The organism is Micromonospora sp. NPDC050686 (genome assembly GCF_040654475.1).
Lineage (GTDB): Bacteria > Actinomycetota > Actinomycetes > Mycobacteriales > Micromonosporaceae > Micromonospora.
In genome coordinates this window covers 72,990-96,610 of sequence record NZ_JBFAID010000015.1, presented here as the reverse complement: position 1 = coordinate 96,610, position 23,621 = coordinate 72,990, and the positions used below count along the sequence as shown (strand labels likewise).

The following is a 23,621-nucleotide window of genomic DNA, read 5'->3' as shown; positions in this document are numbered from 1 at the left end:
CCATAGTCGACGGTACCCGGGCGACCGCCTCAACGCAGTCACCTCCGGTTGGCTTCGGCGTGCGAGATTCCACTCGATCACCGCGAGGAGTTGCCGCGACGGTGACCCGGGCGCCACCCGCCTGAATCGACGCCGGACACAGCGAGCAGGATCGCGGCATGGAATTCTTCTGCTATCACCGGGACCGCCACGGCTCGCTGGCCCTGCGCGAGGAACTGCGAGAGGCGCACTGGTCCTACATGGACGGGTTCGCGGCGGTGATGATCGCCCGGGGTCCGACGTTCGCTGAGGACGGCGAGACGCCAACCGGCAGCGTGCACATCGTCGACCTGCCCGATGCCGCGACCGCCCGGGCGTTCGCCTTCGACGAACCTAACTACCAGGCGGGCGCGTACCGGGACGTGCTGCTGCGCCGGTGGCGCAACACGCTGGGGCGCACGATGTGGGACTTCCCCGGCGGTCGGACCGGCGGCAACCGCTACCTGGTGCTCGGTCTCGGCACCGGGCCGGCCGCCGACCTCGCCGTGCCGTCCGGGCGGCAGGAGCTGATCGCGTACGGGCCGCTGCTGTCCGACGACGGTAGGACCTGGCTGGGTACGGCGGCGCTGGTCCGGGCGGCGGACCCGGATGAGGCACGCGCCGTCCTGACCGCCGAGCGGTACGCCGAGATCGAGGTGCACGACTGGACGTTCGGCGGACGGCCGTCCTGACCGGAAGCCCCGGCGGCTACCGACAGCCCGCCCCCACAGGGCGTACGGCGAGGCGCGACCCGTGAGCCGGCGGGCCGCCTCGGCGGCGGTGTTGTAGTCTGGCCGACTTTGATTGTGGGAGGTTGACGTGGCCGAGTACCCGCCGGATGTCGTCGAGCGCTTCCACGGCTCCCCCGAGCAGATTGCCGCGGCACCGGCTGCTGGTCGGCCCCGCGCAGGACGTCAACCTCCACGTCTGGCCGCAGGACGCCCCCGAACCGATCCGGCATCGGCTCTTCCGGGACTGGTTACGCGCGCACCCCGCGGACCGGGACCGCTATGCGACGGCCAAGCGGCGGCTGGCGCGCGACACCGCCGACCGGGCCAGCGACTACAGCCTGGCGAAGAACGACGTCATCGACCAGATCCTGGCGCGCGCCTTCGCGGCGGCCGGCGCCGTGACCGCGGAACCGGTTGCGCCGGTGCCGCGCCGTACGCCATAGTCGGTCCATGATCTCTTACCGGAAGGGCGGCGACGCCCAGGCGCGATGAGCGCCCCCGCGCGGCGTGACGGCGCCGCGAATCCTCTCCAGGCCGCTCGCGGAGGCGACTTCCGCGACCTATGGCAGCAGGCCGAACTGATCCGCCAGGAATGGCTCGGCCACGGTCTGTCCACAGAGCCGGCCGACAGATCGACCGCCGAACGCTGCGTGACCGCCATCTACGCCAGGGCATCGCGGCCACGACCCCGGTTCGAGTGGGTCGACTCCCCGGCCAAGGCACTGCCGTTGGTCACCGGCTGGCCCACCCTCGATGACCTCTACGAGCGGATCCGGGATCCCCACCCGCACGGAACGCCGCCACTGGCCAGCGATCTCGCCATGGTCGTCTCCCAGCTACGCGCCGCGCTGAGCGCGGACGTCACGCACACCGACCCGGAGTTGTCCCCGGCGCGCATGGGCAAGACCAGGGAACCGTGGCCGGAACTGGCGCCGATGTCCGCGCTCGACCGCGGCGTTCCGCTCGCCGTGGTGCTGCACCAGGGCGTACGCACGGCGCTGCACCGGAGCCTCGCGCACGGTTTTCGGCTACCCGTACGCGCGGCACTCGCCGGTGGCACGCCGCTGCCGGTGTGCTGGTACGGGCAGCAGGACGCCTCCTGGATCGCCTACTACGACGTGCTGCGTCGACTCGGCCTGGCCTGGTACGGACCGGACGAGGGCGAGCACCTCGACGTCTGGGCCGGCCTGGCCCGCTCCTGCGGCTGGTGGTGGCCCGGTGAGAACGTCTGTGTCATGGTGGACCGCCCCGAGATGGTACGCACCGAGCCGGTTCCCGGGACGGTGCACGATCAGATCCGGCTCCAGCCTCGCGGCGTGCGCTACCGCGACGGCTGGCAGCCACTCCTGACCTCGTGACCTGAGCGGACAGCCGGGCCGGGACGAGGCGACCTGCCCGTTCCGGCCCGCTCCGCCGGTGGAGCAGGGGCTACCGGCGACCGTCCTACCTGGACCGGCAGGCGACGGCTCAGCCCTGGCGCAGCCCGGCGACGCCCTCGCGCAGGTCGTGCTGGCTGATCGGGCCGACCGGGCCGGCACCGGTCGCCTCCGCCATCGCCTTGGCCAACTGCACCCGGCGCAGCACCTCGCGGATGTCGGCGCCGGTGAGGCCGGGGGTGAGCGCGGCCAGGTCCGCCGGGTCGACGTCCTCGGCGAACATCCGGAAGCCGGCCCGTTCGTGCTTGGTGATCAACTCCCGGATCATCTTGGCGATGATCTCGGCGCGGCCCCGCTCGTCGGGCAGCGGGATGGCCACCTTGATGTCGAAGCGTCCGGACCGGGTGAGTGACGCGTCCACCCGGTGCGGGAAGTTGGTGGTCGCCACCACGATGACGTTCGGGTTCTCCTCGATCAGCGTGTTCATCTCCTGCTTGAAGATGCCCGCGACCGCGTTGACCGCCTGGCTGGCGGCGTCCCCGCCCGCCCCGGCGTAGCTGATGATGCTGTCGAACTCGTCGAAGAGCATCACCGTGGGCTCCCGGTACCGCCGGGCGTCCCGGAAGATCTGCTTGATGTTGCGCTCGGAGCCGCCGAGGTACTTGTCCAGGATCTCCGGGGTGCGGATCTCGACGAACTCCGCGCCGATCTCGTTGGCCAGGGCCCGGGCCAGCATGGTCTTGCCGGTGCCCGGCGGGCCGTACATGAGGATGCCCTGCGGCCGGCGGGCCCCCCAGCGGGCCAGCACGGCCGGATGCCGGAAGGAGATCGCGATCTCCCGGAACCGGGCGACCACCTCGTCGAGGCCGCCGACCATGTCCAGGGTGACCGTCTCGCTGCGCGGGGCGGCGGTGGCGACGACCGGCCCCGCCGGCCGGCCGAGCAGGTACGTACGCCCGCGCAGCACCCGCGGCTCCGGGGTGTCGCCGGCCAGTTCCCGCACGGCCTGGAACACCAACCCGATCATGGCCCGCAGGTGCGCCGGAGTCACCACGGCGCTGGCGACCGACCCGCGGACGATGCTGGTGTGGCCGCCGTCGGGCGTCTCCCGGTGCTCGACGTCCGGGCGCAGGCCCAGCTCCTCGGCCTGGCGCAGCACCGCCGCGCCGGCCTCGTCGGGGTCGGCGACCACGGTCGGCCCGGTGGCGACCAGGCCGAGCCGGCGGGTCGCCTCGGCGGCCACCCGGCCCGCGCCGGCCACCACCCGGCCCGCCGTCGGGTCGGCGGCGGCGAGCCGGCGGGCGAGCAGCACCCCGGCCGGGCCGACGGCCCCCAGCGCGAACAGCCCGGAGGCCCGGCCGCCGGGCGTGCTGCGCACCTCGGCGTCGAAGCGGTGGGTCGGCACGGTGTCGGTCTCGACCACCCGGATCGTGAGCCGCACGTCGCGCACCGGCGCCGGGAACACGCACCCGTTGAACAGCTCCACTGGGCCGGCGCCGGCCGTGGTCAGCAGCGCCGCCGCGTCCAGCAGCGTCACCTGGGCGCCGAACAGGTCGAAGCGCTCGGCGTCCGGCCGAAGGTCGTACTTCTGCTGCGTCATGCGAACCACGCCCCTCGCCCCACGGTGCCAGGTGTTGCCGCGGCAAGTCTGACAGCTGCCCCGGGCGACCGCCACTGTTCGCCGCCCTGGTCAGCAGCGGTCTGGCGGCCCGCCCTGTCGTGACTGAAGTGATGTCGTCCGGGGGGAAGGCCCGGAAGAGCGTGACACCTGTGAGGTATCAATATGACTGAGAGGTATCACGCTCGAAGAGGTGTCGCTCCGCCGCGGCGCGGTCACCGCCGGCGCCGGTGACCGCCGGCGGGACGGGTGACCGCCGGGCCGGCCCCGGGCGAGGATCGTCGAGGTCAGGCGGGCGAGCCGGCCAGCGCCGGCACCGGGGCCTCCGCCGGCCCGCCGTCGATCGGCCGGTCCTGGACCGGTCCGGCCTCGCGGCGGTTGGGCAGGGAGAGCCGGATGACCTTCCACCAGGCCGAGGCGACCTGCCGGGGCAGGGAGCCGGTGGTGTACGTCAGCCCGTACCGGTCGAAGAGGTCGCGGACCTTGGGGGCGATCTCCTGGTAGCGGTTGCTGGGCAGGTCGGGGAAGAGGTGGTGCTCGATCTGGAAGGACAGGTTGCCGGTCATGATGTGCATCAGCTTGCTGCCGCTGATGTTGCCGGAGCCGAGCATCTGCCGCAGGTACCACTCGCCGCGGGTCTCTCCCTCGATGGAGGTCTTCTCGAAGGTCTCCACCCCCTGCGGGAAGTGCCCGCACATGATCACTGAGTGGCTCCACAGGTTGCGGAGCAGGTTCGCGGTGAAGGTGGCGGCCAGGGTGCTCAGGAAGGACGGGCCGGAGAGCAGCGGGTGCACGACGTAGTCCTTGAGCACCTGCCGGCGGATCTTGCGGCCGACCGCCCGGGCCCGCTTGCGGAACTCGGGGGCCTTGTGCCGGCCGTTCTTGAGGTTGTGGCCCAGCTCCAGGTCGTACGCGGCGATACCGTATTCGAAGAAGCACGCGTTGACGAAGTTGTAGAAGGGCTGGCCCAGGTGCGCCGGGTGCCACCGCTGGTCCTCGTCGACCCGCATGATGCCGTACCCGAGGTCGTTGTCCTTGCCGAGCACGTTGGTGTACGTGTGGTGCAGCTCGTTGTGTGAGTGCTTCCACTGGGCGGCGGGCGAGACGTGGTCCCACTCCCAGACCGTCGAGTGGATCTTCGGGTCGCGCATCCAGTCCCACTGGCCGTGCAGGACGTTGTGCCCGATCTCCATGTTCTCCAGGATCTTCGCCACCGTGAGGCCGGCGGTGCCCACCAGCCAGGCCGGCGGGAAGAGCGAGAAGAGCAGCACCGCCCGGCTGCTGATCTCCAACGACCGCTGCGTCTTGATCACGCGACGGATGTAGGCCGCGTCCCGCTCCCCCCGGCTGGCGATCACCTCGTCGCGGATGGCGTCGAGCTCCTTGCCGAGCGTCTCGATGTCCTCGGCGCTGAGGTGTGCGATGGGGTTGCGGGCCTTCTTTTGGATCGCGGTCACGTGTGGTTCCTCCGTCAGAGTTCGATGTCGCAGGGGCCGGCCGCCGCCGACACGCAGGTCTGGATGAGCACCCCGTCGCCCGGCTCGGCCGTGGTCAATTCCCCGTTGCGCAGGTCTCGCACCGCACCATCCCGAAGTGGCGCCACACAGCCGAAGCAGATGCCCATCCGGCAGCCGGACGGCATCAGCACCCCGGCCTGCTCGCCGGCCTCGAGGATGGGGGTGGCCCCGTCGGCCGCCACGGTGACCGCCGAGCGGGCGAAGCTCACCATGCCGCCCTCGCCGACCGCGGCGACCGAGCGGCGGAACCGCTCGATGTGCAGCCGGTCGGCGGCTCCGTGCGACGCCCAGCGCTCCTGCAGCGCGTCGAGCAGCCCGACCGGCCCACAGGCCCAGGTCTGGCGCTCCAGGTGGTCGGGGACCAGGTCGGCCAGCTCGTCCGGGCCGAGCAGCCCCTCGACCTCGGTGTGCCGCTCCACGAGTCGGATGACACCACGGGCGGCGAGCTCCCGCACCTCGGCGCCGAAGATCACGTCCTCCGGACGGGGAGCGGAGTGCACCAGCACCACGTCCGCGTCGCTGTGCGCGCCGGCCCGCAGCATCCCCATCACCGGGGTGACGCCGCTGCCGGCGGTGACGAAGAGCAGCTGCCGCGGCGCCGCCGCCGGCAGCACGAAGTCACCCTGCGCCTGGTCGAGCTGGACGATGGTGCCGGCCCGGACCCGGCGGACCAGGTGGTTGCTGACCTTGCCGTCCGGGATGGCCTTGACGGTGATCGTGATGCAGCGGTCCGGGCGTCCGGGCGGCGAGGTCACCGAGTACGCCCGCCACTGGCGGACCCCGTCGACGTCCACCCCGAGCCGGACGTACTGGCCGGGGGTGTGCCCGCGCCACCCGCGGCCGGGCCGGATGACCACCGTCGCCGCGTCCGCGGTCTCCGGCTCGACGGCCACGATCCGCCCGCGCAGCTCCGCGCCGGCGCGCAGCGGCGCGACCAGGTCGAGGTAGTCGTCCGGCAGCAGCGGGGTGGTGACCGTCTCGGCGAGGCGCAGCAGCCTGTCCCGGAAGGAGACCTTCGCGGGAGGACGCGGGACAGTTGTGGTCATACAACCAGCGTGGCCGCCCTGATCGCATAACATCTTGACCGGCTAAGGTGAATTGTCCAAGGGTTTTTGTTCGGGGAGTACAAGAATGTCGGACGAAACCGGTACGACCCGCTGGGCGGCACACCTGGAACTGGACGAACAGGTCGCCGGCCGGCTACTCGACCGGCTGCCGCTGGTCGCCGAGCGGACGGTCAGCGCGATCACCGCCGAGGTGCCCAGCTACTCCGGCGCCCTCACCGGCTCCATGCGCGAGAAGATACAGAACGCGGTACGCATCGCGCTGGGCACGTTCCTCCAGCTCATCAAGGGCGCCCAGGCCACCGATCCGAGCACCCCGCTGACCCCGGCGCTGGAGGCGGCGTACGCGCTGGGCAGCGGCGAGGCCCGCTCCGGACGCAGCATGGACGCGCTGCTTGCCGCGTACCGGGTGGGGGCCCGGGTGGCCTGGCGCGAGGTCTCCACCACCACCGTACGCAGCGGCCTCGCCGCCGGGACGGTGGCCGAGTTCGCCGAGCTGATGTTCGCCTACATCGACGAGCTCTCCGCGGCCAGCGTGGCCGGGCACGCCGACGAGCTGGCCAGCGCGGGCCGGGTCCGGCGGCGCGACCTGGAGCGGCTGACCCAGCAACTGCTCGCCGCCGAGCCGGAGGAGACGCTGCGCCGCAGCGCCGACCGGGCGGACTGGCCGCCGCCGCAGACCCTGACCGTCGTGCTGCTGCCGCGCAGCAACGTCCGGGCGGTCCTCGCCCTGCTCAGCCCGCAAACCCTGGAGAGCGAGGAGGACCTGCCGGGGGTGGAGCTGGCCGAGGAGATGGGGGTGCTGCTGGTGCCCGACATGCACGGCCCGCGACGCCGCCAGCTGACCCGGCTGCTGCACGGGCACCGGGCGGTGCTGGGCCCGGTCCGCCCGTGGACGCGGGTGAGCCGCTCGTACCAGCGGGCCGCCCGGGCGCTGGCCCTCGGGCTCGGCCCGGGCCACCGCGGCCCGGCGCTCGACACCGAACAGCACCTGGCCCAGCTGGTGCTCAGCATGGACCCGGAGGGCCTGGCCGACCTGCGCGCCCAGGTGCTGGAGCCGCTGTCCGGCCTGCCCCCGGCAACCGCGCAACGCCTCGCCGAGACGCTGCGCTCCTGGCTGCTGCACCAGGGGCGGCGGGAGGACGTGGCGGCGGACCTCTTCGTCCACCCGCAGACCGTCCGCTACCGGATGGGCAAGCTGCGGGAGCTGTACGGCGACAGGCTGCACGACCCGGCCGTCGTCCTGGACCTCACCCTCGCGCTGGCCGTCCCGCCCCCGGTCGCGGCCGAGGACTGAGCAGGCGCCCGACCGGCCGGATCGACTGGGACACGCGTCGGCCCGCCACGCGGCACGTGGCGGGCCGGCGAAGTGGGTCGGTCAGAGCCGACGACGGCCGTACGCCCCGGCGACCAGCCAGACGCCTGCGGCGGCGAAGAGGACCTGGAGCAGCAGCTCGATCCAGTCGATGCCGCGGGTGTCGGCGACGCCGAACGCCCCGGCCACCAGCGTGCCGAGGATGGCGGCCACCACACCGATCAGCAGGGTGAGCCAGATCGGGATCCGCTGCTTGCCCGGCACCACCAGGCGGCCCAGCGCACCGATGATCAGACCGATGACAATGGCGGTGAAGAAGCCGGTGATTTCCACGTGATCGTCCTTCCCAGGGTTGCGTTCGGCGTCGCTCATGCCCGCAACGGGAGCTGACCGAAACCGACCGGCCCCGGAAGCGGCCGATTTGTCATGGGACTGTCATCTACCCGTGGGTGGGCTGTCATCGGCCGGGTGAGCCCCGCCACAGCCGAGCAGCGCGAGGTCGTCACCCCACGCGTCGACCACCTCCCCCAGCCCGTGCCGGCGGGCCAGCCGCACCACCTCCGGGGCCAACCCCACCGGGTCGCGCAACGCCCGCCCCGGCAGGTCCGCCGCGCCCCACGGCGCCGGCAACGGGTACGTCGCCAGCTCCCACCGCAGGTACCTGTTGTACGGACGCAGCCGCCCGTGCACGGCGAACACGGTGTCCAGCAGCCAGGAGACGCTCTCCCGGGCGTCCAGCTCGGCGGCCACCGGATCCCCGGCCCGCCGGCTCTTCGCCGACCGGTACGCGAGGTTGAGGTACCCGTCGAGCGCCTCCCGGGCCAGCATGCCCGCCTCCGCCACGGTGGGCACCGCCTGCCGGTGGACCAGCTCGGCGACGCCACCGTCGAGCCGGTCCAGCAGCACCCGCGCGCCCCGGTAGGCGTACCGCTGCCACCGGTCGGTGGTGTCGGCCAGCTCGTCGACCGTGCAGACGATCTCGTCCAGCTCGCGGCTGCGCCGGGTCCGGGTCCACCGGCCGCCGCGTTCCCGGACCACCACGATCACGTCCACATCCGACCACCGGGTCGCCATCCCGCGGGCGTGCGAGCCGGTCAGCACCAGCCCCACCACGGCGGAGTCGGCCTCGGCCCGGCCGCGCAGTTCGTCGAGGGCTTTCATGCCCGCAGTCTGCCGGCGCCGGCAAGCGGGTTTCCGCCCGGCCGCTCAGGCCACGTGGGTCAGGTAGCCGGCGATCGCCTCGTCGAGCACCTCCCGGCCCGGCCGCTGCCACACCTGCTCGGCGAAGACCTCCACCTCGACCGGTCCGGTGTAGCCGGCGGCGTCCACCGCCTCCCGGAACCGGCGCAGCTCGACGCAGCCGGCGCCGGGCAGCCCCCGGCGGTGAGCGCCGGGTCGAAGGCAGGCCCCCGCCAGTGCAGCAGCACCGGGCCGTCCGCCTCGGCGAGCAGGCGACCGTAGACGTCCAGGTAGTCGTCGGCGGAGCGGGCCGTCGCGGCGAGGTGACGGCTGCACATCAGCACCGGCCGGGCGCCGGCGGCCTGCACGTCGGCCAGTTGCTCGGCGTACGCCTTGCGGATCTCGTCCAGGGCCGCCGGGCCGGCGGACAACTGGTCGGTGGCGACGCCCGCGCAATTCGCGCCGCCGGCCTAGCGGGCCGCCCGCGCCGAGCGGCGGATCAGCTCCCGGGCCGTCGGGTGGTCCAGGCCCATGCCGCGCTGCGCGGTGTCCATCGCCTCGGCCACCCCGAAGCCGTACGACCACAGGTGCCGACGAAAGGCGAGGGTGGCGTCCCAGTCCAGGGCGGCCGGTGCGCCGGGCACGTTCTCGGCCCGCGGGTCGGCGACCACGTGCGCCGCGGCGTACGCGATCCGGCCGGTGAACGGCTCCCGCGGCGTGGCGTGCGCGGCGCCCCGACCGGTCAGGGTCAGCGGCCCGTCGGGCAGGGTGACGGTGGTGTTCACGCCGGCTCACCGCCGGTCAGCTCGGTGACCTCGACCCGCCGGCCCGCGCGGGCCGACCGCAGGCCCAGCTCCGCCAGCTGCACGCCGCGCGCGCCGGCCCACAGGTCCCAGGTGTACGGGGCGTCCTCGGCGACGTGCCGCAGGAACATCTTCCACTGCTCCTTGAAACCGTTGTCGTACTCCTCGTTGTCCGGCACGTCCTGCCACTGCGACCGGAAGTCGTCGGCGCCGGGCAGGTCCGGGTTCCACACCGGCTTCGGGGTGGTGGCCCGGTGCTGCACCCGGCAGTGGCGCAGCCCGGCGACGGCGCTGCCCTCGGTGCCGTCGACCTGGAACTCGACCAACTCGTCGCGGTTGACCCGGACCGCCCAGGAGGAGTTGATCTGGGCGACGACCCCGCCGTCGAGTTCGAAGATGGCGTACGCGGCGTCGTCGGCGGTCGCCTCGTACGGGCGGCCCCGCTCGTCCCAGCGGCGCGGGACGTGGGTGGTGACGTGGGCGGTGACCGCGCGCACCGGCGCGAAGATCTGCTCCAGCACGTAGTGCCAGTGCGGGAACATGTCGACGACGATGCCGCCGCCGTCGGCCGTCCGGTAGTTCCAGCTGGGCCGTTGCGCCTCCTGCCAGTCCCCCTCGAACACCCAGTAGCCGAACTCGCCGCGGACCGACAGGATCCGGCCGAAGAACCCACCGCGGACCAGCCGGTCGAGCTTGCGCAGGCCGGGCAGGAAGAGCTTGTCCTGCACCACGCCGTGCCGGACCCCGGCCGCGTCGGCCGCCCGGGCCAGCTCCACCGCCCCGCCGAGGGTGGTGGCGATCGGCTTCTCGGTGTAGACGTGCTTGCCCGCGGCGATGGCCAGGCCGAGCGCCTTCTCCCGTTCGCTGGTCACCTGGGCGTCGAAGTAGACGGCCATGTCCGGCCGGGCGAGGGCCGCGCCGAGGTCGGTGGTCCAGTCGGTGAGCCCGTGCCGCCGCGCGACGTCGCGCAGCTTCGCCTCGTTGCGCCCCACCAGGAGCGGCTCCGGCCAGAGCCGGCCCCCGCCACGCAGCGGCAGACCACCCTCCTCGCGGATCGCGAGCAGGGAACGGACCAGGTGCTGCCGGTAGCCCATCCGCCCGGTCACGCCGTTCACGACGATCCCGATCGGGACACGTGCCGTCATCGCCCCTCCAGGTAAGCGCTTCCGCCGGCGCCCGGTTCGTCCCGGGCGGCCGGTCAACCTCGTCCCGGGTGGTCCGGCGGGGGCGGGTGGCCGCGTCGCCACCGCCCCCGCCGGGCCGATTCAGGCCGGCGTACCGGTCACGGTGAAGTGACGCGCCCGGCCGATGTTGTCGAACGAGCCGAACCCGACCCGCCCGGAGCCGAAGGTGGTGTCCGTCGCGGTCATCAGCGGGTCCCGGCTGCCGTCGACGTAGACGGCGATCTCCCCGGTGGCCGGCAGGTGCCGGACCCGCACCTGGTGCCACTCGGCGTCGGTGATCGCCGGGTTGGCGCCCCGGGACCGACCGTTCCACTGCGCGTCGATGCGCTCCCGGTCGGCGTTGTTCACCTTGAAGATGCCGTTGTGCGGATAGATCGTGTTGTCGGTGGAGAGATGGGCGTAGTAGTACTCGGTGTCCGAGCGCCAGCCGAAGACGACGATCACGTCCCGGTTGCTGACCTCCACCGGCGTGTCCAGCCGTACCCGCGCCTCGACGTCCACGGAGGACCAGGCCGGCCCCTTGGTCAGCACCGCGTACTCGAACGGGCGGCGCGGGCCGGGCCGGCTCTCCCCGGCCTCGGCGAGGATCACCTGGTCGTGCTCGAACCGCCACTTCGCCGGGGTCACCGGCGCCCAGTTGCCCGCGCCCCCGGTGTGCACCACCTTGGCGCGGCCGACCGGGCCGTCGGCGACGGTACGGGTGCCGGTCACCTGCCAGACCTTGCCGTTGGCCTTGGCCAGGAGGTAGAGCTCGCCGGCCCGGTCGGTGCCGAAGCGCAGGTCCACCCGGTTCGGGTCGCCGGGCGCGCCGGGCGCGGAGAGGTCCTGCATCCGCACCGGGTCGCCGGCGGCGGTGAACAGGGCGAGCCGGTGGATGGTGGCCAGGCCCCTGCCGCGGCGCATCTCGCTGGCCTCGGTGTAGAGCACCTTGCCGTCGACCAGGTCACCGAAGACGTACTTGCCGCGCAGGGCGGGCAGCTCGCGACCGCGGTAGACGAAGCCGCCGGCCACCGCCACCCCCACGTCCGAGGTGCAGTTCCAGCCGGGTGCGGGGTCGTGGTCGTACGCGGCGACCGGGTAGGTGTAGCCGTACCGCTCGTCGTCGGCGGGCAGCGGGTAGAGCCGGTCGCAGGGGTTGGTCGGGGTTCGGTCGAAGACCCAGGAGCCCTCCCGCTCGCTCCAGCCGAAGTTGTCGCCGGGCCGCACCTCGTAGATCGCCTCGATGGCGTGCTCGCCGATGTGCCCGAGGTACATCCGGCCGGTGGCCCGGTCCCAGCTGAACCGGTGCGGGTCGCGGAAGCCCACCGCGTAGATCTCGCCGAGCGCGCCGTCCCGCCCCACGAACGGGTTGTCGGCGGGGATGCCGTACCGGCCGTTGGCGGAGTCGGTGCCTCCGGGGTCGATGCGCAGCAGCTTGCCGTGCGGCATCGCCAGGTTCTGCGGGTCGGTGTTGCGTACGCCGAGGCCGCCGTCGCCGACGGCCAGGTAGAGCAGCCCGTAATCGCGGTCGCGCGGCCGGGCGGTCGGGTTGAAGTTGACCTCCTGGATGCCGTGGATCTGGCCGCCGAAGCCGATCCGCAGCACCTCCCGGCGGCTGCCGGCGAAGGTGTCCGCGGCCGGGTTCGTCGCCGTCCACTCGGTGATCACGCCGTGGTAGATGGTGCCGGCCTGGGCGTGGTCGGGGACCTTGGTGGTGGCCGACGCCTGCTCGGTGTGGATGGTGTAGAAGCGGCCGTTGCGGCCGAAGTCCGGGTGGAAGGCGACGTACCCGAAGCCCTGGCCGAGGCCGCGGCCGGAGAAGAACTGCGGCGCGAAGGTGGCGGCCACGTCGAGGTAGACCCGCGGCACGCCGTCGCGCACCAGGTAGAGGTTGCCGTTGAGGTCGGGTACGGCCCGCCGGCCGGAGCCGTCCGGCAACTCCATGATGGTGTTGATCCGGGCGGTACGCATCAGCCGCTGGTCCACCGGGGCCGGGTTCGGGAACGACTGCGGGAAGCTGGCGTACTCGGTGAGCACCAGCCCGAGACGGGACTGTTCGGGCGTCTGCGGGATCGGGTCGTACACCGGGGCGTCGGCGGCCCGGGCGGGGCCGGCGATCAGGGTGGCCAGGACGAGGGTGGCGGCGGTGAGGGCGGCCGTGAACGCGGATCTGCGGGTGCCGTGCCGGCCGCGGGTTCGGTGGAGCACGCGGGTCTCCTTATCGGTGGGGCGGTGCCGAGGGTGGTCAACGGGCCATGAGCTGGTACTGCTTCTCCACGTCGCGCGCGGAGACGACGGTGTCGAGGAACATCAGCGCGTCCATCCGGCAGTCGCAGGGGTTGCGCTCCAGGTTGTTCTGCGGGAAGCTGCCGCCGATCTTGATGCCGCGAGGATCGGTGGCGGAGGTGACGTGCGGGCCGGGGCCGGAGACCCGCCACGGGTCGTCGTCGCGGGTGTAGAAGCCGGGCACGGGCCGCCCGTCGCGGTAGAGCCCCAGCTCGCCGGTGGTGAAGTCGAAGGTGGCCGCGAGGTGCACCCACTCCCCCTTCGGCAGCAGCGTGCGCCAGTCCTCGTGGGCGGCGAAGGTCTGCGACAGGCCGCCGTCGAGTCGCCGGCCGAGCGCGACCAGCCGCAGCTCGCCGTCGACGTCGATCAGCTCCAGCAGCGCCCGTACGCCGTGCCCGTCGGAGTCGCCGGTGAGGATGCCGGCCAGCCCGATCGCGTTGAACCGGTCCGCCGGGTCGGGGGTGGTGGAGTTGGGCTTCGGGCCGTCCATCTCCCGCTTGAACCAGCCCATGATGGTGGTGCCCTCGGCGCCGGCGAAGGGCCGCAGGGTGCGTACTCCACTGGCCGACCAGATGCCGGCCTTCCAGTCGTCGTTGCCCGCCGCCGCCGGGTCGATCTGGCGGGTCTGCACCGCGTGGCCGCTGCCCGGGTAGGCGTGCTCCCGCACCCGCATCGCCGCGCCGCCGTTGACCAGCTCGATCTCGGTGCCGGAGCGGCCCAGGTCGCGTTCGAGGGCGGGATCGCCCGGGACCGGGTGGTCGAAGTCGTAGTAGGCGACCAGGGACGGCCGCAGGGCGGGATGGACGTCGCGGGCGGCGGCTGGTCCGGCCGGCGTGGGCGGAGCCGCCGCGCCGGGCGGTTCGGCCAGCGCGGGCGGCGCCGCGGCACCGGCCAGCAGGCCGGTCGCCAGCAGTGCCGCGGTGGCGGTCGCCGCCCGTCGGGTTCTGGTCATGGCGTACACCTCGTTTCGGGTCGCGGCGGGTCCGGCGACGCGCCTGCGGTCCAGGGCTGCGGCGTCGCCGGCCGCCGGGTCGGACGGGGGGCTCACCGTTTCGGCGCGGGCACCGGCTCGGCGGGACGTCCGCCGAGGTACAGCTCGCCCAGTTGGGGGTCGGCGAGCAGCGCGCCCGCCGGCCCGGAGACGTGTACGCGCCCGAGGTCGAGCACGCACCCGAGGTCGGCGTTCTCCAGCGCGCGCCGGGCGTTCTGCTCGACGAGCAGCACCGCCGTGCCGGCGTCGCGCATCCGCACGACCTGTTCGAACACCGTGGCGGTCGCCTTCGGGTCCAGCCCCATGGACGGCTCGTCGAGGAGCACCACCCTGGGGTCGACCATCAGCGACCGGGCGAACTCCACCTGCTTCTGCTGACCGCCGGAGAGCAGGCCGGCCAGGGCGCCCCAGCGCTGGGCGACCACCGGGAAGAGTTCCCTGACGAACGCGGCCCGCTCGGCGAGCACCGCCCGGTCGCGCAGCGTGTAGCCGCCGAGCAGCACGTTCTCTGCCACGGTCATCTCGCGGAAGACGCTGTGCCCCTGCAGGACGTGGGCCACGCCGTGACGCAGCATCCGCTGCGGGCCGTGCCCGGTGACGTCCTCGCCACCGACCAGGATCCGGCCGGAACGCGGCCTGAGCAGGCCGCTGGCCACCTTGAGCACGGTGGACTTGCCGGCCCCGTTCGGGCCGACCAGGCAGACGATGCTGCCGGCCGGTACGGCGACGCTCAGTCCGCGCAGCACCGGCGCGGCCCGCCCGTAGCCGGCCTGGATGTCGACGAGTTCGATCTCAGACGCCAAGGTATGCCCCCAGGACGCGTTCGTCGGTACGGATCAGCGACGGCGGGCCCTCGGCGATCGGCCGGCCCCGGTCGAAGACCACGATGTGGTCGCTGACGCTCATCACCAGGTCCATGTTGTGCTCGACGATCACAAAGGTGCGCCCCTCCGCGTTCAGCTCGCGGACCAGCGTGCCGATCCGGTCCAGCAGCGCCGGGTTGACGCCGCCGGCCGGCTCGTCGAGCAGCACCGTCTCGGGGTCGCTCATCAGCACGCCGGCGAGCTCCAGCAGCTTCTGCTGCCCCCAGGACATGGTGCGGGCCTCGGCGTCGGCCAGGTGCTCGATGCCGAGCCGGGTCAGCCAGCCCCGGGCCCGGTCCAGTTCGGTCCGCCCCCGGGCACCGCGCAGGTGGCCGCCCAGCCCGGCGGGTCGGACCGCCGCCAGGACGTTCTCCAGCGCGGACATCCGCGGGAAGACCCGGCACAGCTGAAAGGTCCGGCCGATGCCGGCCCGCGCGATCGCGTGCGGCGCCCGTCGGGTGATCTCCCGACCCCGGTAGGTGGTCCGGCCGGAGTCGGGACGGATCATCCCGGTGATGCAGTTGAAGAAGGTGGTCTTGCCCGACCCGTTCGGTCCGATGAGCGCGTTCACCTGCCCGGGCCGGAAGGTCACCGTGGCGCCGTCCAGCGCCGCCACGCCACCGAACGCCTTGCTCAGGCCGACGGTCTCCAGGCTGCGTGTCTCAGTCATGGCGCACCACCGCGCCCGGCCCGTCGCCCGCTCATTCCTGGTCCTCCGTCGAGTGGGTGCGGCCACCGGTGGCGACCGGCCGGCGCTGCCGCGGCGCCTCGCCGGCCGTGCGGCGCTGCTCGCGCAGTTGCGCCGCGGTGACCTCGCGGATGGAGTTCTGCGCCGGGCGCAGGATCCGGGCGGCCAGTGCGCCGACGGCCGGCAGCACGCCGTCGGGCATGAAGAGCACCACCAGGGCGAGCAGCACGCCGGTGGCCACCAGATGCAGCGGGCTGTTGCCGAACTCCACCTTGAAGTACTCCAGGGCGATGCCGACCACCAGCGCCCCGACCACCGGCCCGAACAGGTGCCGCACCCCGCCGAGCAGGGCCATCAGCACCAGGTACGAGCCGGTCAGGATGGAGAACTGGAACACCGGGTCCAGGTCGCCGAACCAGAGCGCGTAGAGCCCTCCGGCCAACGCGGTGAAGCCGGCCGAGACCACGAACACCACCAGCTTGTACGCGAAGGTCGGGGTGCCCAGTGCCTCCGCCTTGTCCTCGTCCTCCCGGATCGCCTTGAGCCCGAGGCCGAACCGCGAGCGGTCGACCAGCCACCAGGCCAGCAGCGCGAGCCCGAGCAGGCCGGCGAAGAGGAAGTAGAAGACCCGGTGGTGCTCGGGGCGCAGCAACCCGGGGAACGGTCGCGGCACGACCAGGCCCCGCGAGCCGCCGGTGAGCGACGCCCAGCTCTGGAACACCAGCAGCATGATCAGCACCAGCGCGATGGAGACGATGACGAACGACGCCCCGCGCACCCGCAGCGCGGCGTAGCCGATCGGCACGGCGAGGGCGGCGACCAGCAGCGCCGCCACCACCAGCGCCACGAAGCTGGGCAGGCCGGCGCGGGTGACGAGCAGGGCGGTGCCGTAGCCGCCCAATCCGGCGAGCGCGCCGTGGCCGAGCGAGATGTAGCCGGTGAACCCGCCGACGAAGTTCCACGAGGTGGACAGCACCGCGTAGTTCAGTACCACGACGCCGGCGGACAGGACGTACGGGTTCGGCGCGAGCGACGGGAAGGCGAGCACCGCCGCGGCGAGCAGCAGCACGGCGGCCACCTGGGCGATCCGGCCGAGCCGGCGGCCACGCTCCCCGCCCGGCGTGGCGGGGACGTCCTCCACGGGCGGGGCGGCGGCGGTGGCCGGCCCGAACGGGGCGGCGGCGGTTTCAGAAGCGCTGGGCAAGGCGACCTCCGAAGAATCCCTGTGGCCGGAACGCCAGCGTGGCGAAGAGAGCGAGGTAGAAGATGGTCTGGGCCCAGGTGGTGCCGAGCGGGATCTGCAGCAGGCTCTGCGCCAGCCCCAGCACCATCGCGGCGATCGCCGCGCCGGGCACGCTGCCCAGCCCGCCCACCACGATGATCGCCATCAGCGGGCCGATCCAGTGCCAGTGCAGGGACGGGTAGATGGTGGTGTCCAGGGCCAGCGCGGTGCCGCCGATGGCGGCGGTGGCCAGACCCAGGCCGAAGCCGTACCCGGCAACCCGGTCGGTCTCGATGCCGACCAGCCGGGCGGCGTCGCGGTGCTGGATGGTGGCCCGCAGCGCCCAGCCGAAGGTGGTCTTCTTCAGCACCAGGTACAGGCCGGCCAGTGCCACCGCGGCCAGGCCGAACGCGATCAGCTTGACCACCGCCACCCGGGCCCCGAACAGGCCGAAACTGGCCGAGCCGTAGCCGAGCTGGATGCGCCGCTGGGTGCCGGTGAACGCGTACCCGAGCAGGCCCTCGATGACCACCGCGATGGCGAAGGTCAACAGCACCGACATCATGGTCAGGGTGACCGGGCGCAGCCGGGCCAGCAGCAGCCGTTGCAGCGCCACGCCGCAGGCGAAGAAGAGCGGCACCGTGACGATCATGGACAGCAGCGGGTCCACGCCCAGCCGGGTGTGACTCCACCAGGCCAGGTACGCGGCCAGGATGAGGAACGCCGAGTGGGCGATCATCACCACCCGCATGATGCCGAAGTAGAGGGTCAGGCCGGCCGCCAGGAGGGCGTAGAGCCCGCCCAGCAGCAGGCCGAGGATGATGGTCTGGAGGAGCAGCGCGCCGGAGGGCATCGCGGTCACCAGCCCGGCTTCGGATAGACCGGCTCGGCCTCCCGGGCGTCCTCCGGCAGCACGATCTGGATCTCGCCGCCCACCCACTGCTGGATCATGTGGGCGCCCTTGGGCTTGCCGGTCTCGTCCCAGGAGAGCGGGCCGACCACGGTCTCCACCGTGTTGCCGCGCACCCACTCGACCAGCTTGCGCTGGCAGTCGCCCTGCTCGGCGCAGCCGACCGCGCTGACCGCCGCGGCGACGACCTGGCCGGTGGTGTACGCGTTGGCCTCGTCCTCCTCGGGCGGGGAGCCGAACTGGGCGGTGTACTTCTCGACGAACTCCTTGTTGCTCGGGTACGGCGCCTTCTGGGTGTACCCGGTCGGGGCGATGATGCCCTCGGTCTTGTTGCCGACCGCCCTGGCGAACTCCGGGTTGGTCGGCGCGGTGGAGAAGGCGGCGAGCCTGGGCTGGTAGCGGAGCTGCTGGAGGGCGACGATCAGGTTGACGCCGTCCTGGTACTGGGAGCCGCCGACCACCATGTCCGCCCTGGACGCGGCGATCTTCGCGGCGATGCTGCCGAAGTCGGTGGTGTTCGGCGGGTACACCTCGTCCACCACGGTCCTGATCCCGCCGGCCTCCAGCTTCGCCTTCAGTCCGTACGCGGTGCCCTGCGCGAACGGGTCGTCCATGGCCGCGTACGCCGCGGTCCTCGGCCGCTGGTCGGCGGGCAGCGCGAGCAGGTACTCGGCCAGGTGGTTGTAGTGGTCGTCGGCGACGGCGGGGGCGGCGTAGAAGAGGTTCTTGAAGCCCTGCTGGAAGACCTCCTTGGCCGCGCCGGCCGGCTCGACGAAGAGCATGCCGTACTCCTCGGCGACCCGGGCCGCGGGCACCACCAGGCGGGTCGAGAAGGGGCCGACCACCACGTCGACCTCGTCCTTGCCGATCAGCTGCTCGTAGTCGGCGACCACCCGGTCGGCGTTGGACTGGTCGTCGAGGATCTTCAGCTCGATCATGCGGCCGAGCAGGCCGCCGTTGTCGTTGGTGATCTTCGCCCAGGCCTCGTATCCCCGCTGGACGCCCTTGCCGGGCTCGGAGAAGTCCCCGGTGAGCGGCAGCGAGATGCCGACCACGATGGGTTCGTCGCCGCCGGCCGCCTCACCGCCGTCGCCACCACAGGCTCCCAACGCGAGCGTCAGGGTCACGCCGAGGGCCGCCATCATCTGCAATCGCTTGACACGGGTCGTCATCCCGCAACGCTCCTTCGCCGGGACGGAAGCGCTTGCGTAAGCGCTTTCGCAGACTAGGCTGTGCTTTGCGCCACTGGCAATAGATGACCGTGTTTGTTTCTGGGGAGCTGCGGATGCCCAAGCCCGGCCCGAGGCTGCGCCTCGTCGATGTCGCCGAACGCGCCGGCGTCTCGCTGGCCACCGCCTCCCGCGCCCTGTCCGGACGGGACGGCGTGAGCGAGGAGGTCGCCAACCGCGTCCGGCAGGTGTCCCGGGAGCTGGGCTACGTGGCCAACCCGTACGCCCGCACCCTGGCCGGCGGGGCGAGCAACTCGGTGGGGCTGGTGGTGCACCAGGTCGACGACCCGTACTTCTCGGAGGTCGCCGGCGGGGTCATCCAGGTCGCCGCCGAGCAGGGGCTGCTGGTGCAGATCTGCCACTCCGGCCGGGACCCGGAGATCGAGCTGCGCCAACTGCGCCACCTCATCGCCCAGCGGGTCGGCATCATCCTCATCGCCGGGTCCGGCTACAACGACCCGCGGGTGGAGGCCGCGGCGCGGGCCGAGCTGGCCGAGTTCCAGCACGGCGGCGGCCGGGTAGCGGTGATCGGCCGGCACGCGCTGGGCGTCGACGCCGTCCTGCCCGACAACCAGGCCGGTGGGCGGGCGCTCACCGCGCACCTACTCGACCTGGGCCACCGGCGGATCGCGGTGGCCGCCGGCACCGCGCAGCTGACCACGGTCGCCGACCGGCTCGCCGGGGTCTCCGCCGCGCTGGCCGAACGCGGCCTCACCCTGACCGACCTGCCGGTGGTGCACTCGGACTTCACCCGCGACGGCGGCCGGGTGGCCGCCGAGCGGATCCTGCGCGAGCATCCGGCGACGACCGCGATCATCGCGCTCAACGACGCGATGGCGATCGGGGTGCTCGCCACGCTGCGCGCGCACCGGGTCGCGGTACCGGACCGGATGTCGGTGGTCGGCTTCGACGACGTGTCCGTGGCGGCTGATCTCGCCCCCAGCCTCACCACGGTACGGCTGCCGATGACCGACATGGGCCGGATGGCGCTCACCCTGGCGCTCAAGCCCCGCTCGGCCCGGCCCCGCCGCCGGGCGACCGGGCACTCGTTGCAGGTCCGCGACTCGACCGGGCCCGCCTCGGCCGACTGACCGCTTGTGACGGCTTGCCGGAGCGGGCCGGCGGACACCTTCCGGTGATCGAGGCCCCCAAAGGCGTTGAGCGTACGGCGCGAGCCGGGGAGAGTGGCCGGGTGAGCGGCAGAGGTCTGAATCCCGACGGGACCATCGCCCGGGAGGGCGCCCTGCACCGGGTGCGGGAGGGGTTCGTCCCGGTGGTCGAGGCGGCCCGGGCCCGGATCGCCGAGGTGTTCGGCGACGGCCGGCTGCACAGCGCGTACCTCTACGGCAGCGTCCCCCGTGGCACCGCCGTCCCCGGGGTGTCCGACCTGGACCTGCTGCTCGCCCTGCGGCGCGAGCCGGCCGACCTTCCTGCTCGCCCGGGAGACCAACGGTGATCTCGCCCTGGTGCTCCCCGGGTGGCGCGACCGGGCCGCGGGCGCCGGCACGGACGCCGCACGCCGGGCGCTGGCCCGGCTGATCGGCCGGCGCCTCGTCCGCACCGGCTTCACCCTGGTCATGCCGCGCTGGGGTGGCTGGATCAGCAACCTGGACCGGTGCACCGAGGTGTTCGGCGACTACCACCCCGAGCGGCTGGCGCAGATGCGGGTGGCCGCCGCCGTGGGACGCACACCCGGCGCGGACCCGGCGGTGCTGCGTCTCCTGATCGACGACCTTGCTCCCTGGCTCGCCGCCGAGTACACCGCCGTGCACGGCGAGAAGGCGCCGCGGCCGTGACGGCGCTCAGGTCGGGGTCGGCGGGTCGGGGGCGAGCAGGCCGGTCAGCAGGCTGCGCAGGGTGCGCTCGAACAGGTCCGCGCGGGGCGCGGGCACCGGGGGCTGGGCGAGGGCCGCGGCCAGGTGCGGGTACGCCGCCAGGTCCAGCGCGGGCAGTCCCGTCGCGGCGGTCGCCGCGGTGCGGGCGAAGAGGGTGACCACTCCGGTCATCATCGCGATCGCCTCGAACTTGGCGGCGACCGGGCAGCGTAGCGGGGCCAGGATCCGCAGGCAGTCGTCGAACCAGGCCAGGGTCTCGGGGCCCATGCCCGACGGTCGGTGCGCCACGTCGAGCAGCCATGGGTGCCGCTGGTAGAGGGCGAGTTGCCGGCGGGCCTGCCGGAGCATGCCGTCCAGCGGGTCGCCGTCCGCCGTGGGGTACGGCCGCAACTCCCCCACCACCCGGTCGGTCATCAGGTCCAGTAGGTCGTCCCGGGAGGACAGGTAGCGGTAGAGCGATCCGGCGCCGGTGCCCAGGGTGGTGGCGACGGCCCGCATGGACACCGCGGCGAGCCCTTCGGCGTCGGCCAGCGCGATGGCGGCGGTCACGATGTCGTCCCGGCTGTGCGTCGGGGCGGGTCCGCGGGTGCCGCGGTGCGGCCGGGTCCAGATCGGCTGCCGGGCGGCACCGCCGTCGGCGGAACCGGTGGTTGCGTCGGTCACGGGAACCACTCTAAACTGCAAACGTCGTTCGCAGTTTTGTTTGACGGGGGTGGGCGAACCATGGAAGGGATCACCGCGCCGGACGGGGCGACGATCGTGCTGCACTCGGCGGGCAGCGGCCCGGGCATCGTGGTGGTGCACGGCGGCGGCGTCACCATCGGCGTCTACCGTCGGCTCGCCGACCGGCTGGCCGACCGCTTCACGGTGCACCGCTACAACCGGCGGGGCCGCGCGGACGCCGCACCCCGCCACGAGCCGTACACCGTCGACCAGGACGTCGACGACCTGGCCGCCGTCCTGGCGCACACCGGCGCCGGCAACGTCATCGGGCAGAGTTCCGGCGGGTTCATCGCCCTGCGGGCCGCGCTCCGGCTGCCCGTCGAGCGGCTGGCGCTCTACGACGCGGCGGTCAGCATCGACGGCGGCTTCCCCACGGGATGGCTCGACGCGGCGCGGGAGGCGGCCCGGGCCGGCGACGTGGCCCGGGCCATGGCGCTCACCGGGGCCGGCATCAACACCCACTCCCCGACGGCCCAGCTCCCGCTCGGCGTCCAGATCGCGATGTGCCGGGCGTTCCTGCGTACGTCGATCGGCCGGACCATGGGCGAGTTGCTGCCGATGACGCTGGACGAGACGCACCAGATCCGGCTGCACGACGGCCCGGCCGACCAGTGGGCCGGGGTGCGCGCCGAGACGTTGCTGGCGTACGGCGCGGCCGGGCCGCGGTACTACGCCGGGCTCAACGAGGCGCTGGCCCGCGCCCTGCCCCGGGCCCGGGTCCTGCCGGTGCCGCGCAGCGGCCACGACGGCCTGAACCGGGCGCCCCGTCGGCTGATCGAGCCGCTCGCCGAGTTCTTCGCCGCCCCGGTGTCCCGGGCACCCGCCGGTCAGGGATGACCGACGTCGAGGCGTGGGCGCATGTCGGGCGACCAGGTGAACCGGTAGCGGGGGTCGGCCACGCCCTGGGCAAAGGCCGCCGCCACCGCCGGGCTGCTCGTGACCCGCCAGTCCAACTCCTTGTCCACCTCGAACCAGATGAGCCCGATGATGTTCTTGTGCCTCGGCAGCGTCTGGAACGTCTGCCGGATCCATTCCGCCTTGCGACCGGCGGCGTCGGAGGCGCCGGTCTCGGTGATGACCATCGGTTTGCTGGTGAAGCCGCCGATCTCGGTGATCGTGGGGCCGAAGATCGCGTCGAAGGACCAGTAGTTCGTGAAGACTCCGCTGCCGTAGTAGCCCGTGGCGCCCACCCAGTCGACGTAGTCGTCGCCGGGGTAGAGCTGGGACAGGCTGCCCGTCGACTTGTCCCACCTGGCGTTCGGGCTCCACACCCAGATCACGTTGGTGGCTCCGGCCGCCCGGAACAGATCATGGATGTGGCGCCATGCCTTGACGTAGTCGCCCGGTCGATTGCCGTTGGCCTTCTCGCACCACGGGTACCAGTCGCCGTTCATCTCGTGGGCGAACCGGATGGCCACCGGATAGCCGAGTGACTTGATCCCCTCGGCCCAGGAACGCAGATAGGGGTCGAAGCTTCCGCTGGTGATGCGGGACAACCGATAGTCGGGCTGGTCGGACCGGATCCTGTCGATCTGGCGGGCGAGCAGCCCATTCTTCTCCCGGGCCCGTTGGTCCACCGTGTAGTCCCACGGTTCCCAGCCCAGCATGGGCAGCATGCCCCGACCCCTGATCCGGTCGAAGAGCGTCCGGTCGAACTCGTCGGACGCCCACCCGGAACTGAAGAGCATCACCTGCGGCTGGTGTTCGGTGGCGGCGGTGAACGTGTCCAGCGCCGCGAAGTCGTGTGGACCCTTTTCGGTCATCACCCCGATGAACGCCTTGTCGGCCGGCGGGAAGAGCTCCACGGCCGGTCGGAGCGACGGGCTCGTCTCGGCCACCGCCGCCACCCGAGGCTCGACATTCGCAACCGGATCGGTCCGGCGACTCTCCGGCCCCCCGGAGGTGGTCGGTGCGATGGCGAACGCGTAGGTCAGCAGCAGCGCGCCGCCCAGCACCATCAGGGCCCGGGGCATGGTCAGTCTCATCATTGCGGAACTCCCTCTGCCGCCACCGCGACGTTCTCGGGTGGCGTTCCTTGCTGGCGGTGCCGAGCGACCGGCTCGGCCATGTCGTGGGACAACTGCCGGTCG

Annotated in this window: 24 protein-coding genes and 1 pseudogene; 8 read left to right on the top strand and 17 right to left on the bottom strand. The window is 72.9% G+C overall.

What is annotated here, in order from left to right:
* The first annotated feature begins 158 nt into the window (after nucleotides 1-158).
* The 3 genes from AB0H57_RS13550 to AB0H57_RS13540 all read left to right on the top strand — a co-directional run bounded on the left by AB0H57_RS13550 (nucleotide 159) and on the right by AB0H57_RS13540 (nucleotide 2,107).
* A complete protein-coding gene (locus tag AB0H57_RS13550; RefSeq protein WP_357505987.1) occupies nucleotides 159-710 on the top strand; it encodes a YciI family protein in 552 nt (183 codons plus the stop codon).
* A gap of 182 nt (nucleotides 711-892) precedes the next feature.
* Entirely contained in the window at nucleotides 893-1,192 is a 300-nt protein-coding gene (locus tag AB0H57_RS13545) for a GrpB family protein (protein ID WP_357505985.1), read from the top strand.
* A gap of 207 nt (nucleotides 1,193-1,399) precedes the next feature.
* Complete coding sequence (locus tag AB0H57_RS13540) at nucleotides 1,400-2,107, top strand: DUF6745 domain-containing protein (protein WP_357505983.1); 708 nt, start codon at nucleotides 1,400-1,402, stop codon at nucleotides 2,105-2,107.
* A gap of 109 nt (nucleotides 2,108-2,216) precedes the next feature.
* Here the strand turns inward: AB0H57_RS13540 and AB0H57_RS13535 are convergent, their stop codons facing one another.
* The 3 genes from AB0H57_RS13535 to AB0H57_RS13525 form a co-directional block, all read right to left on the bottom strand.
* Nucleotides 2,217-3,725, bottom strand: coding sequence for an ATP-binding protein (locus AB0H57_RS13535; RefSeq protein ID WP_357505981.1), 1,509 nt, complete (start codon nucleotides 3,723-3,725; stop codon nucleotides 2,217-2,219).
* A gap of 305 nt (nucleotides 3,726-4,030) precedes the next feature.
* Nucleotides 4,031-5,200: an acyl-CoA desaturase gene (locus AB0H57_RS13530; protein WP_357505979.1), complete on the bottom strand. Its 1,170-nt coding sequence runs from the start codon at nucleotides 5,198-5,200 to the stop codon at nucleotides 4,031-4,033.
* Nucleotides 5,201-5,214: 14 nt separating this feature from the next.
* The gene (locus tag AB0H57_RS13525; RefSeq protein WP_357505977.1) at nucleotides 5,215-6,306 is read right to left on the bottom strand and encodes a ferredoxin reductase; all 1,092 of its coding nucleotides are present in this window, start codon (nucleotides 6,304-6,306) and stop codon (nucleotides 5,215-5,217) included.
* A gap of 85 nt (nucleotides 6,307-6,391) precedes the next feature.
* Here AB0H57_RS13525 and AB0H57_RS13520 point away from each other — a divergent pair, with 85 nt between their 5' ends.
* Nucleotides 6,392-7,621 carry a helix-turn-helix domain-containing protein gene (locus AB0H57_RS13520; protein WP_357505975.1) on the top strand — a complete coding sequence of 410 codons (1,230 nt, stop codon included), beginning with the start codon at nucleotides 6,392-6,394 and terminating at the stop codon, nucleotides 7,619-7,621.
* 81 nt (nucleotides 7,622-7,702) lie between these two features.
* Here the strand turns inward: AB0H57_RS13520 and AB0H57_RS13515 are convergent, their stop codons facing one another.
* The 12 genes and pseudogenes from AB0H57_RS13515 to AB0H57_RS13460 all read right to left on the bottom strand — a co-directional run bounded on the left by AB0H57_RS13515 (nucleotide 7,703) and on the right by AB0H57_RS13460 (nucleotide 18,916).
* Nucleotides 7,703-7,972, bottom strand: a complete 270-nt coding sequence (locus AB0H57_RS13515; protein WP_357506032.1) for a GlsB/YeaQ/YmgE family stress response membrane protein — start codon at nucleotides 7,970-7,972, stop codon at nucleotides 7,703-7,705.
* A 102-nt stretch (nucleotides 7,973-8,074) separates the two neighbouring features.
* Nucleotides 8,075-8,800, bottom strand: a complete 726-nt coding sequence (locus tag AB0H57_RS13510) for a nucleotidyltransferase domain-containing protein (RefSeq protein WP_357505973.1) — start codon at nucleotides 8,798-8,800, stop codon at nucleotides 8,075-8,077.
* A 45-nt stretch (nucleotides 8,801-8,845) separates the two neighbouring features.
* Nucleotides 8,846-8,968 (bottom strand): hypothetical protein, encoded by a 123-nt coding sequence (locus tag AB0H57_RS13505; protein ID WP_357506036.1) that lies wholly within the window; start codon nucleotides 8,966-8,968, stop codon nucleotides 8,846-8,848.
* Between the two features lie 56 nt (nucleotides 8,969-9,024).
* Nucleotides 9,025-9,570 (bottom strand): annotated as a pseudogene (locus AB0H57_RS13500) (DUF993 family protein); the annotation flags it as partial.
* 29 nt (nucleotides 9,571-9,599) lie between these two features.
* On the bottom strand, nucleotides 9,600-10,766 hold the full coding sequence (locus AB0H57_RS13495; RefSeq protein ID WP_357505971.1) for a Gfo/Idh/MocA family oxidoreductase: 1,167 nt from the start codon (nucleotides 10,764-10,766) through the stop codon (nucleotides 9,600-9,602).
* Nucleotides 10,767-10,886: 120 nt separating this feature from the next.
* Nucleotides 10,887-12,992, bottom strand: a complete 2,106-nt coding sequence (locus tag AB0H57_RS13490) for a PQQ-dependent sugar dehydrogenase (protein WP_357505969.1) — start codon at nucleotides 12,990-12,992, stop codon at nucleotides 10,887-10,889.
* Between the two features lie 37 nt (nucleotides 12,993-13,029).
* On the bottom strand, nucleotides 13,030-14,022 hold the full coding sequence (locus tag AB0H57_RS13485; RefSeq protein ID WP_357505967.1) for a hypothetical protein: 993 nt from the start codon (nucleotides 14,020-14,022) through the stop codon (nucleotides 13,030-13,032).
* Between the two features lie 92 nt (nucleotides 14,023-14,114).
* Nucleotides 14,115-14,864: an ABC transporter ATP-binding protein gene (locus AB0H57_RS13480; protein WP_357505965.1), complete on the bottom strand. Its 750-nt coding sequence runs from the start codon at nucleotides 14,862-14,864 to the stop codon at nucleotides 14,115-14,117.
* Nucleotides 14,854-15,594, bottom strand: coding sequence for an ABC transporter ATP-binding protein (locus tag AB0H57_RS13475; RefSeq protein ID WP_357505963.1), 741 nt, complete (start codon nucleotides 15,592-15,594; stop codon nucleotides 14,854-14,856). Before AB0H57_RS13475 ends, AB0H57_RS13480 begins: the two co-directional genes overlap by 11 nt.
* 31 nt (nucleotides 15,595-15,625) lie before the next feature.
* Nucleotides 15,626-16,816: a branched-chain amino acid ABC transporter permease gene (locus AB0H57_RS13470; RefSeq protein WP_357505961.1), complete on the bottom strand. Its 1,191-nt coding sequence runs from the start codon at nucleotides 16,814-16,816 to the stop codon at nucleotides 15,626-15,628.
* On the bottom strand, nucleotides 16,800-17,687 hold the full coding sequence (locus AB0H57_RS13465; RefSeq protein WP_357506030.1) for a branched-chain amino acid ABC transporter permease: 888 nt from the start codon (nucleotides 17,685-17,687) through the stop codon (nucleotides 16,800-16,802). Before AB0H57_RS13465 ends, AB0H57_RS13470 begins: the two co-directional genes overlap by 17 nt.
* Before the next feature lie 5 nt (nucleotides 17,688-17,692).
* Nucleotides 17,693-18,916 (bottom strand): amino acid ABC transporter substrate-binding protein, encoded by a 1,224-nt coding sequence (locus AB0H57_RS13460; protein WP_357505959.1) that lies wholly within the window; start codon nucleotides 18,914-18,916, stop codon nucleotides 17,693-17,695.
* A gap of 113 nt (nucleotides 18,917-19,029) precedes the next feature.
* Between AB0H57_RS13460 and AB0H57_RS13455 the strand changes: the two genes are divergently transcribed.
* From AB0H57_RS13455 to AB0H57_RS13445, 3 genes are all read left to right on the top strand, one after another.
* Nucleotides 19,030-20,064, top strand: a complete 1,035-nt coding sequence (locus AB0H57_RS13455) for a LacI family DNA-binding transcriptional regulator (RefSeq protein ID WP_357505957.1) — start codon at nucleotides 19,030-19,032, stop codon at nucleotides 20,062-20,064.
* 101 nt (nucleotides 20,065-20,165) lie between these two features.
* Entirely contained in the window at nucleotides 20,166-20,429 is a 264-nt protein-coding gene (locus tag AB0H57_RS13450; RefSeq protein ID WP_357505955.1) for a nucleotidyltransferase domain-containing protein, read from the top strand.
* A 10-nt stretch (nucleotides 20,430-20,439) separates the two neighbouring features.
* The gene (locus tag AB0H57_RS13445) at nucleotides 20,440-20,769 is read left to right on the top strand and encodes a hypothetical protein (RefSeq protein WP_357505953.1); all 330 of its coding nucleotides are present in this window, start codon (nucleotides 20,440-20,442) and stop codon (nucleotides 20,767-20,769) included.
* Between the two features lie 6 nt (nucleotides 20,770-20,775).
* Here AB0H57_RS13445 and AB0H57_RS13440 read toward each other — a convergent pair whose 3' ends face one another.
* Nucleotides 20,776-21,471, bottom strand: coding sequence for a helix-turn-helix domain-containing protein (locus tag AB0H57_RS13440; RefSeq protein ID WP_357505951.1), 696 nt, complete (start codon nucleotides 21,469-21,471; stop codon nucleotides 20,776-20,778).
* Nucleotides 21,472-21,531: 60 nt separating this feature from the next.
* Here AB0H57_RS13440 and AB0H57_RS13435 point away from each other — a divergent pair, with 60 nt between their 5' ends.
* Nucleotides 21,532-22,368, top strand: a complete 837-nt coding sequence (locus AB0H57_RS13435; RefSeq protein WP_357505949.1) for an alpha/beta hydrolase — start codon at nucleotides 21,532-21,534, stop codon at nucleotides 22,366-22,368.
* On the opposite strand, the gene AB0H57_RS13430 is transcribed toward AB0H57_RS13435, so the two are convergent.
* Complete coding sequence (locus AB0H57_RS13430) at nucleotides 22,359-23,519, bottom strand: glycosyl hydrolase (protein WP_357505947.1); 1,161 nt, start codon at nucleotides 23,517-23,519, stop codon at nucleotides 22,359-22,361. The genes AB0H57_RS13435 and AB0H57_RS13430 overlap by 10 nt on opposite strands.
* Nucleotides 23,520-23,621 lie beyond the last annotated feature (102 nt).

Coding starts and splice junctions, on each gene's coding strand:
- AB0H57_RS13550 (WP_357505987.1), top strand. CDS start 159: ATGGAATTCTTCTGCTATCACCGGGACCGCCACGGCTCGCTGGCCCTG.
- AB0H57_RS13535 (WP_357505981.1), bottom strand. CDS start 3,725: ATGACGCAGCAGAAGTACGACCTTCGGCCGGACGCCGAGCGCTTCGAC.
- AB0H57_RS13525 (WP_357505977.1), bottom strand. CDS start 6,306: ATGACCACAACTGTCCCGCGTCCTCCCGCGAAGGTCTCCTTCCGGGAC.
- AB0H57_RS13520 (WP_357505975.1), top strand. CDS start 6,392: ATGTCGGACGAAACCGGTACGACCCGCTGGGCGGCACACCTGGAACTG.
- AB0H57_RS13510 (WP_357505973.1), bottom strand. CDS start 8,800: ATGAAAGCCCTCGACGAACTGCGCGGCCGGGCCGAGGCCGACTCCGCC.
- AB0H57_RS13495 (WP_357505971.1), bottom strand. CDS start 10,766: ATGACGGCACGTGTCCCGATCGGGATCGTCGTGAACGGCGTGACCGGG.
- AB0H57_RS13485 (WP_357505967.1), bottom strand. CDS start 14,022: ATGACCAGAACCCGACGGGCGGCGACCGCCACCGCGGCACTGCTGGCG.
- AB0H57_RS13475 (WP_357505963.1), bottom strand. CDS start 15,594: ATGACTGAGACACGCAGCCTGGAGACCGTCGGCCTGAGCAAGGCGTTC.
- AB0H57_RS13465 (WP_357506030.1), bottom strand. CDS start 17,687: ATGCCCTCCGGCGCGCTGCTCCTCCAGACCATCATCCTCGGCCTGCTG.
- AB0H57_RS13460 (WP_357505959.1), bottom strand. CDS start 18,916: ATGACGACCCGTGTCAAGCGATTGCAGATGATGGCGGCCCTCGGCGTG.
- AB0H57_RS13455 (WP_357505957.1), top strand. CDS start 19,030: ATGCCCAAGCCCGGCCCGAGGCTGCGCCTCGTCGATGTCGCCGAACGC.
- AB0H57_RS13435 (WP_357505949.1), top strand. CDS start 21,532: ATGGAAGGGATCACCGCGCCGGACGGGGCGACGATCGTGCTGCACTCG.
- AB0H57_RS13430 (WP_357505947.1), bottom strand. CDS start 23,519: ATGATGAGACTGACCATGCCCCGGGCCCTGATGGTGCTGGGCGGCGCG.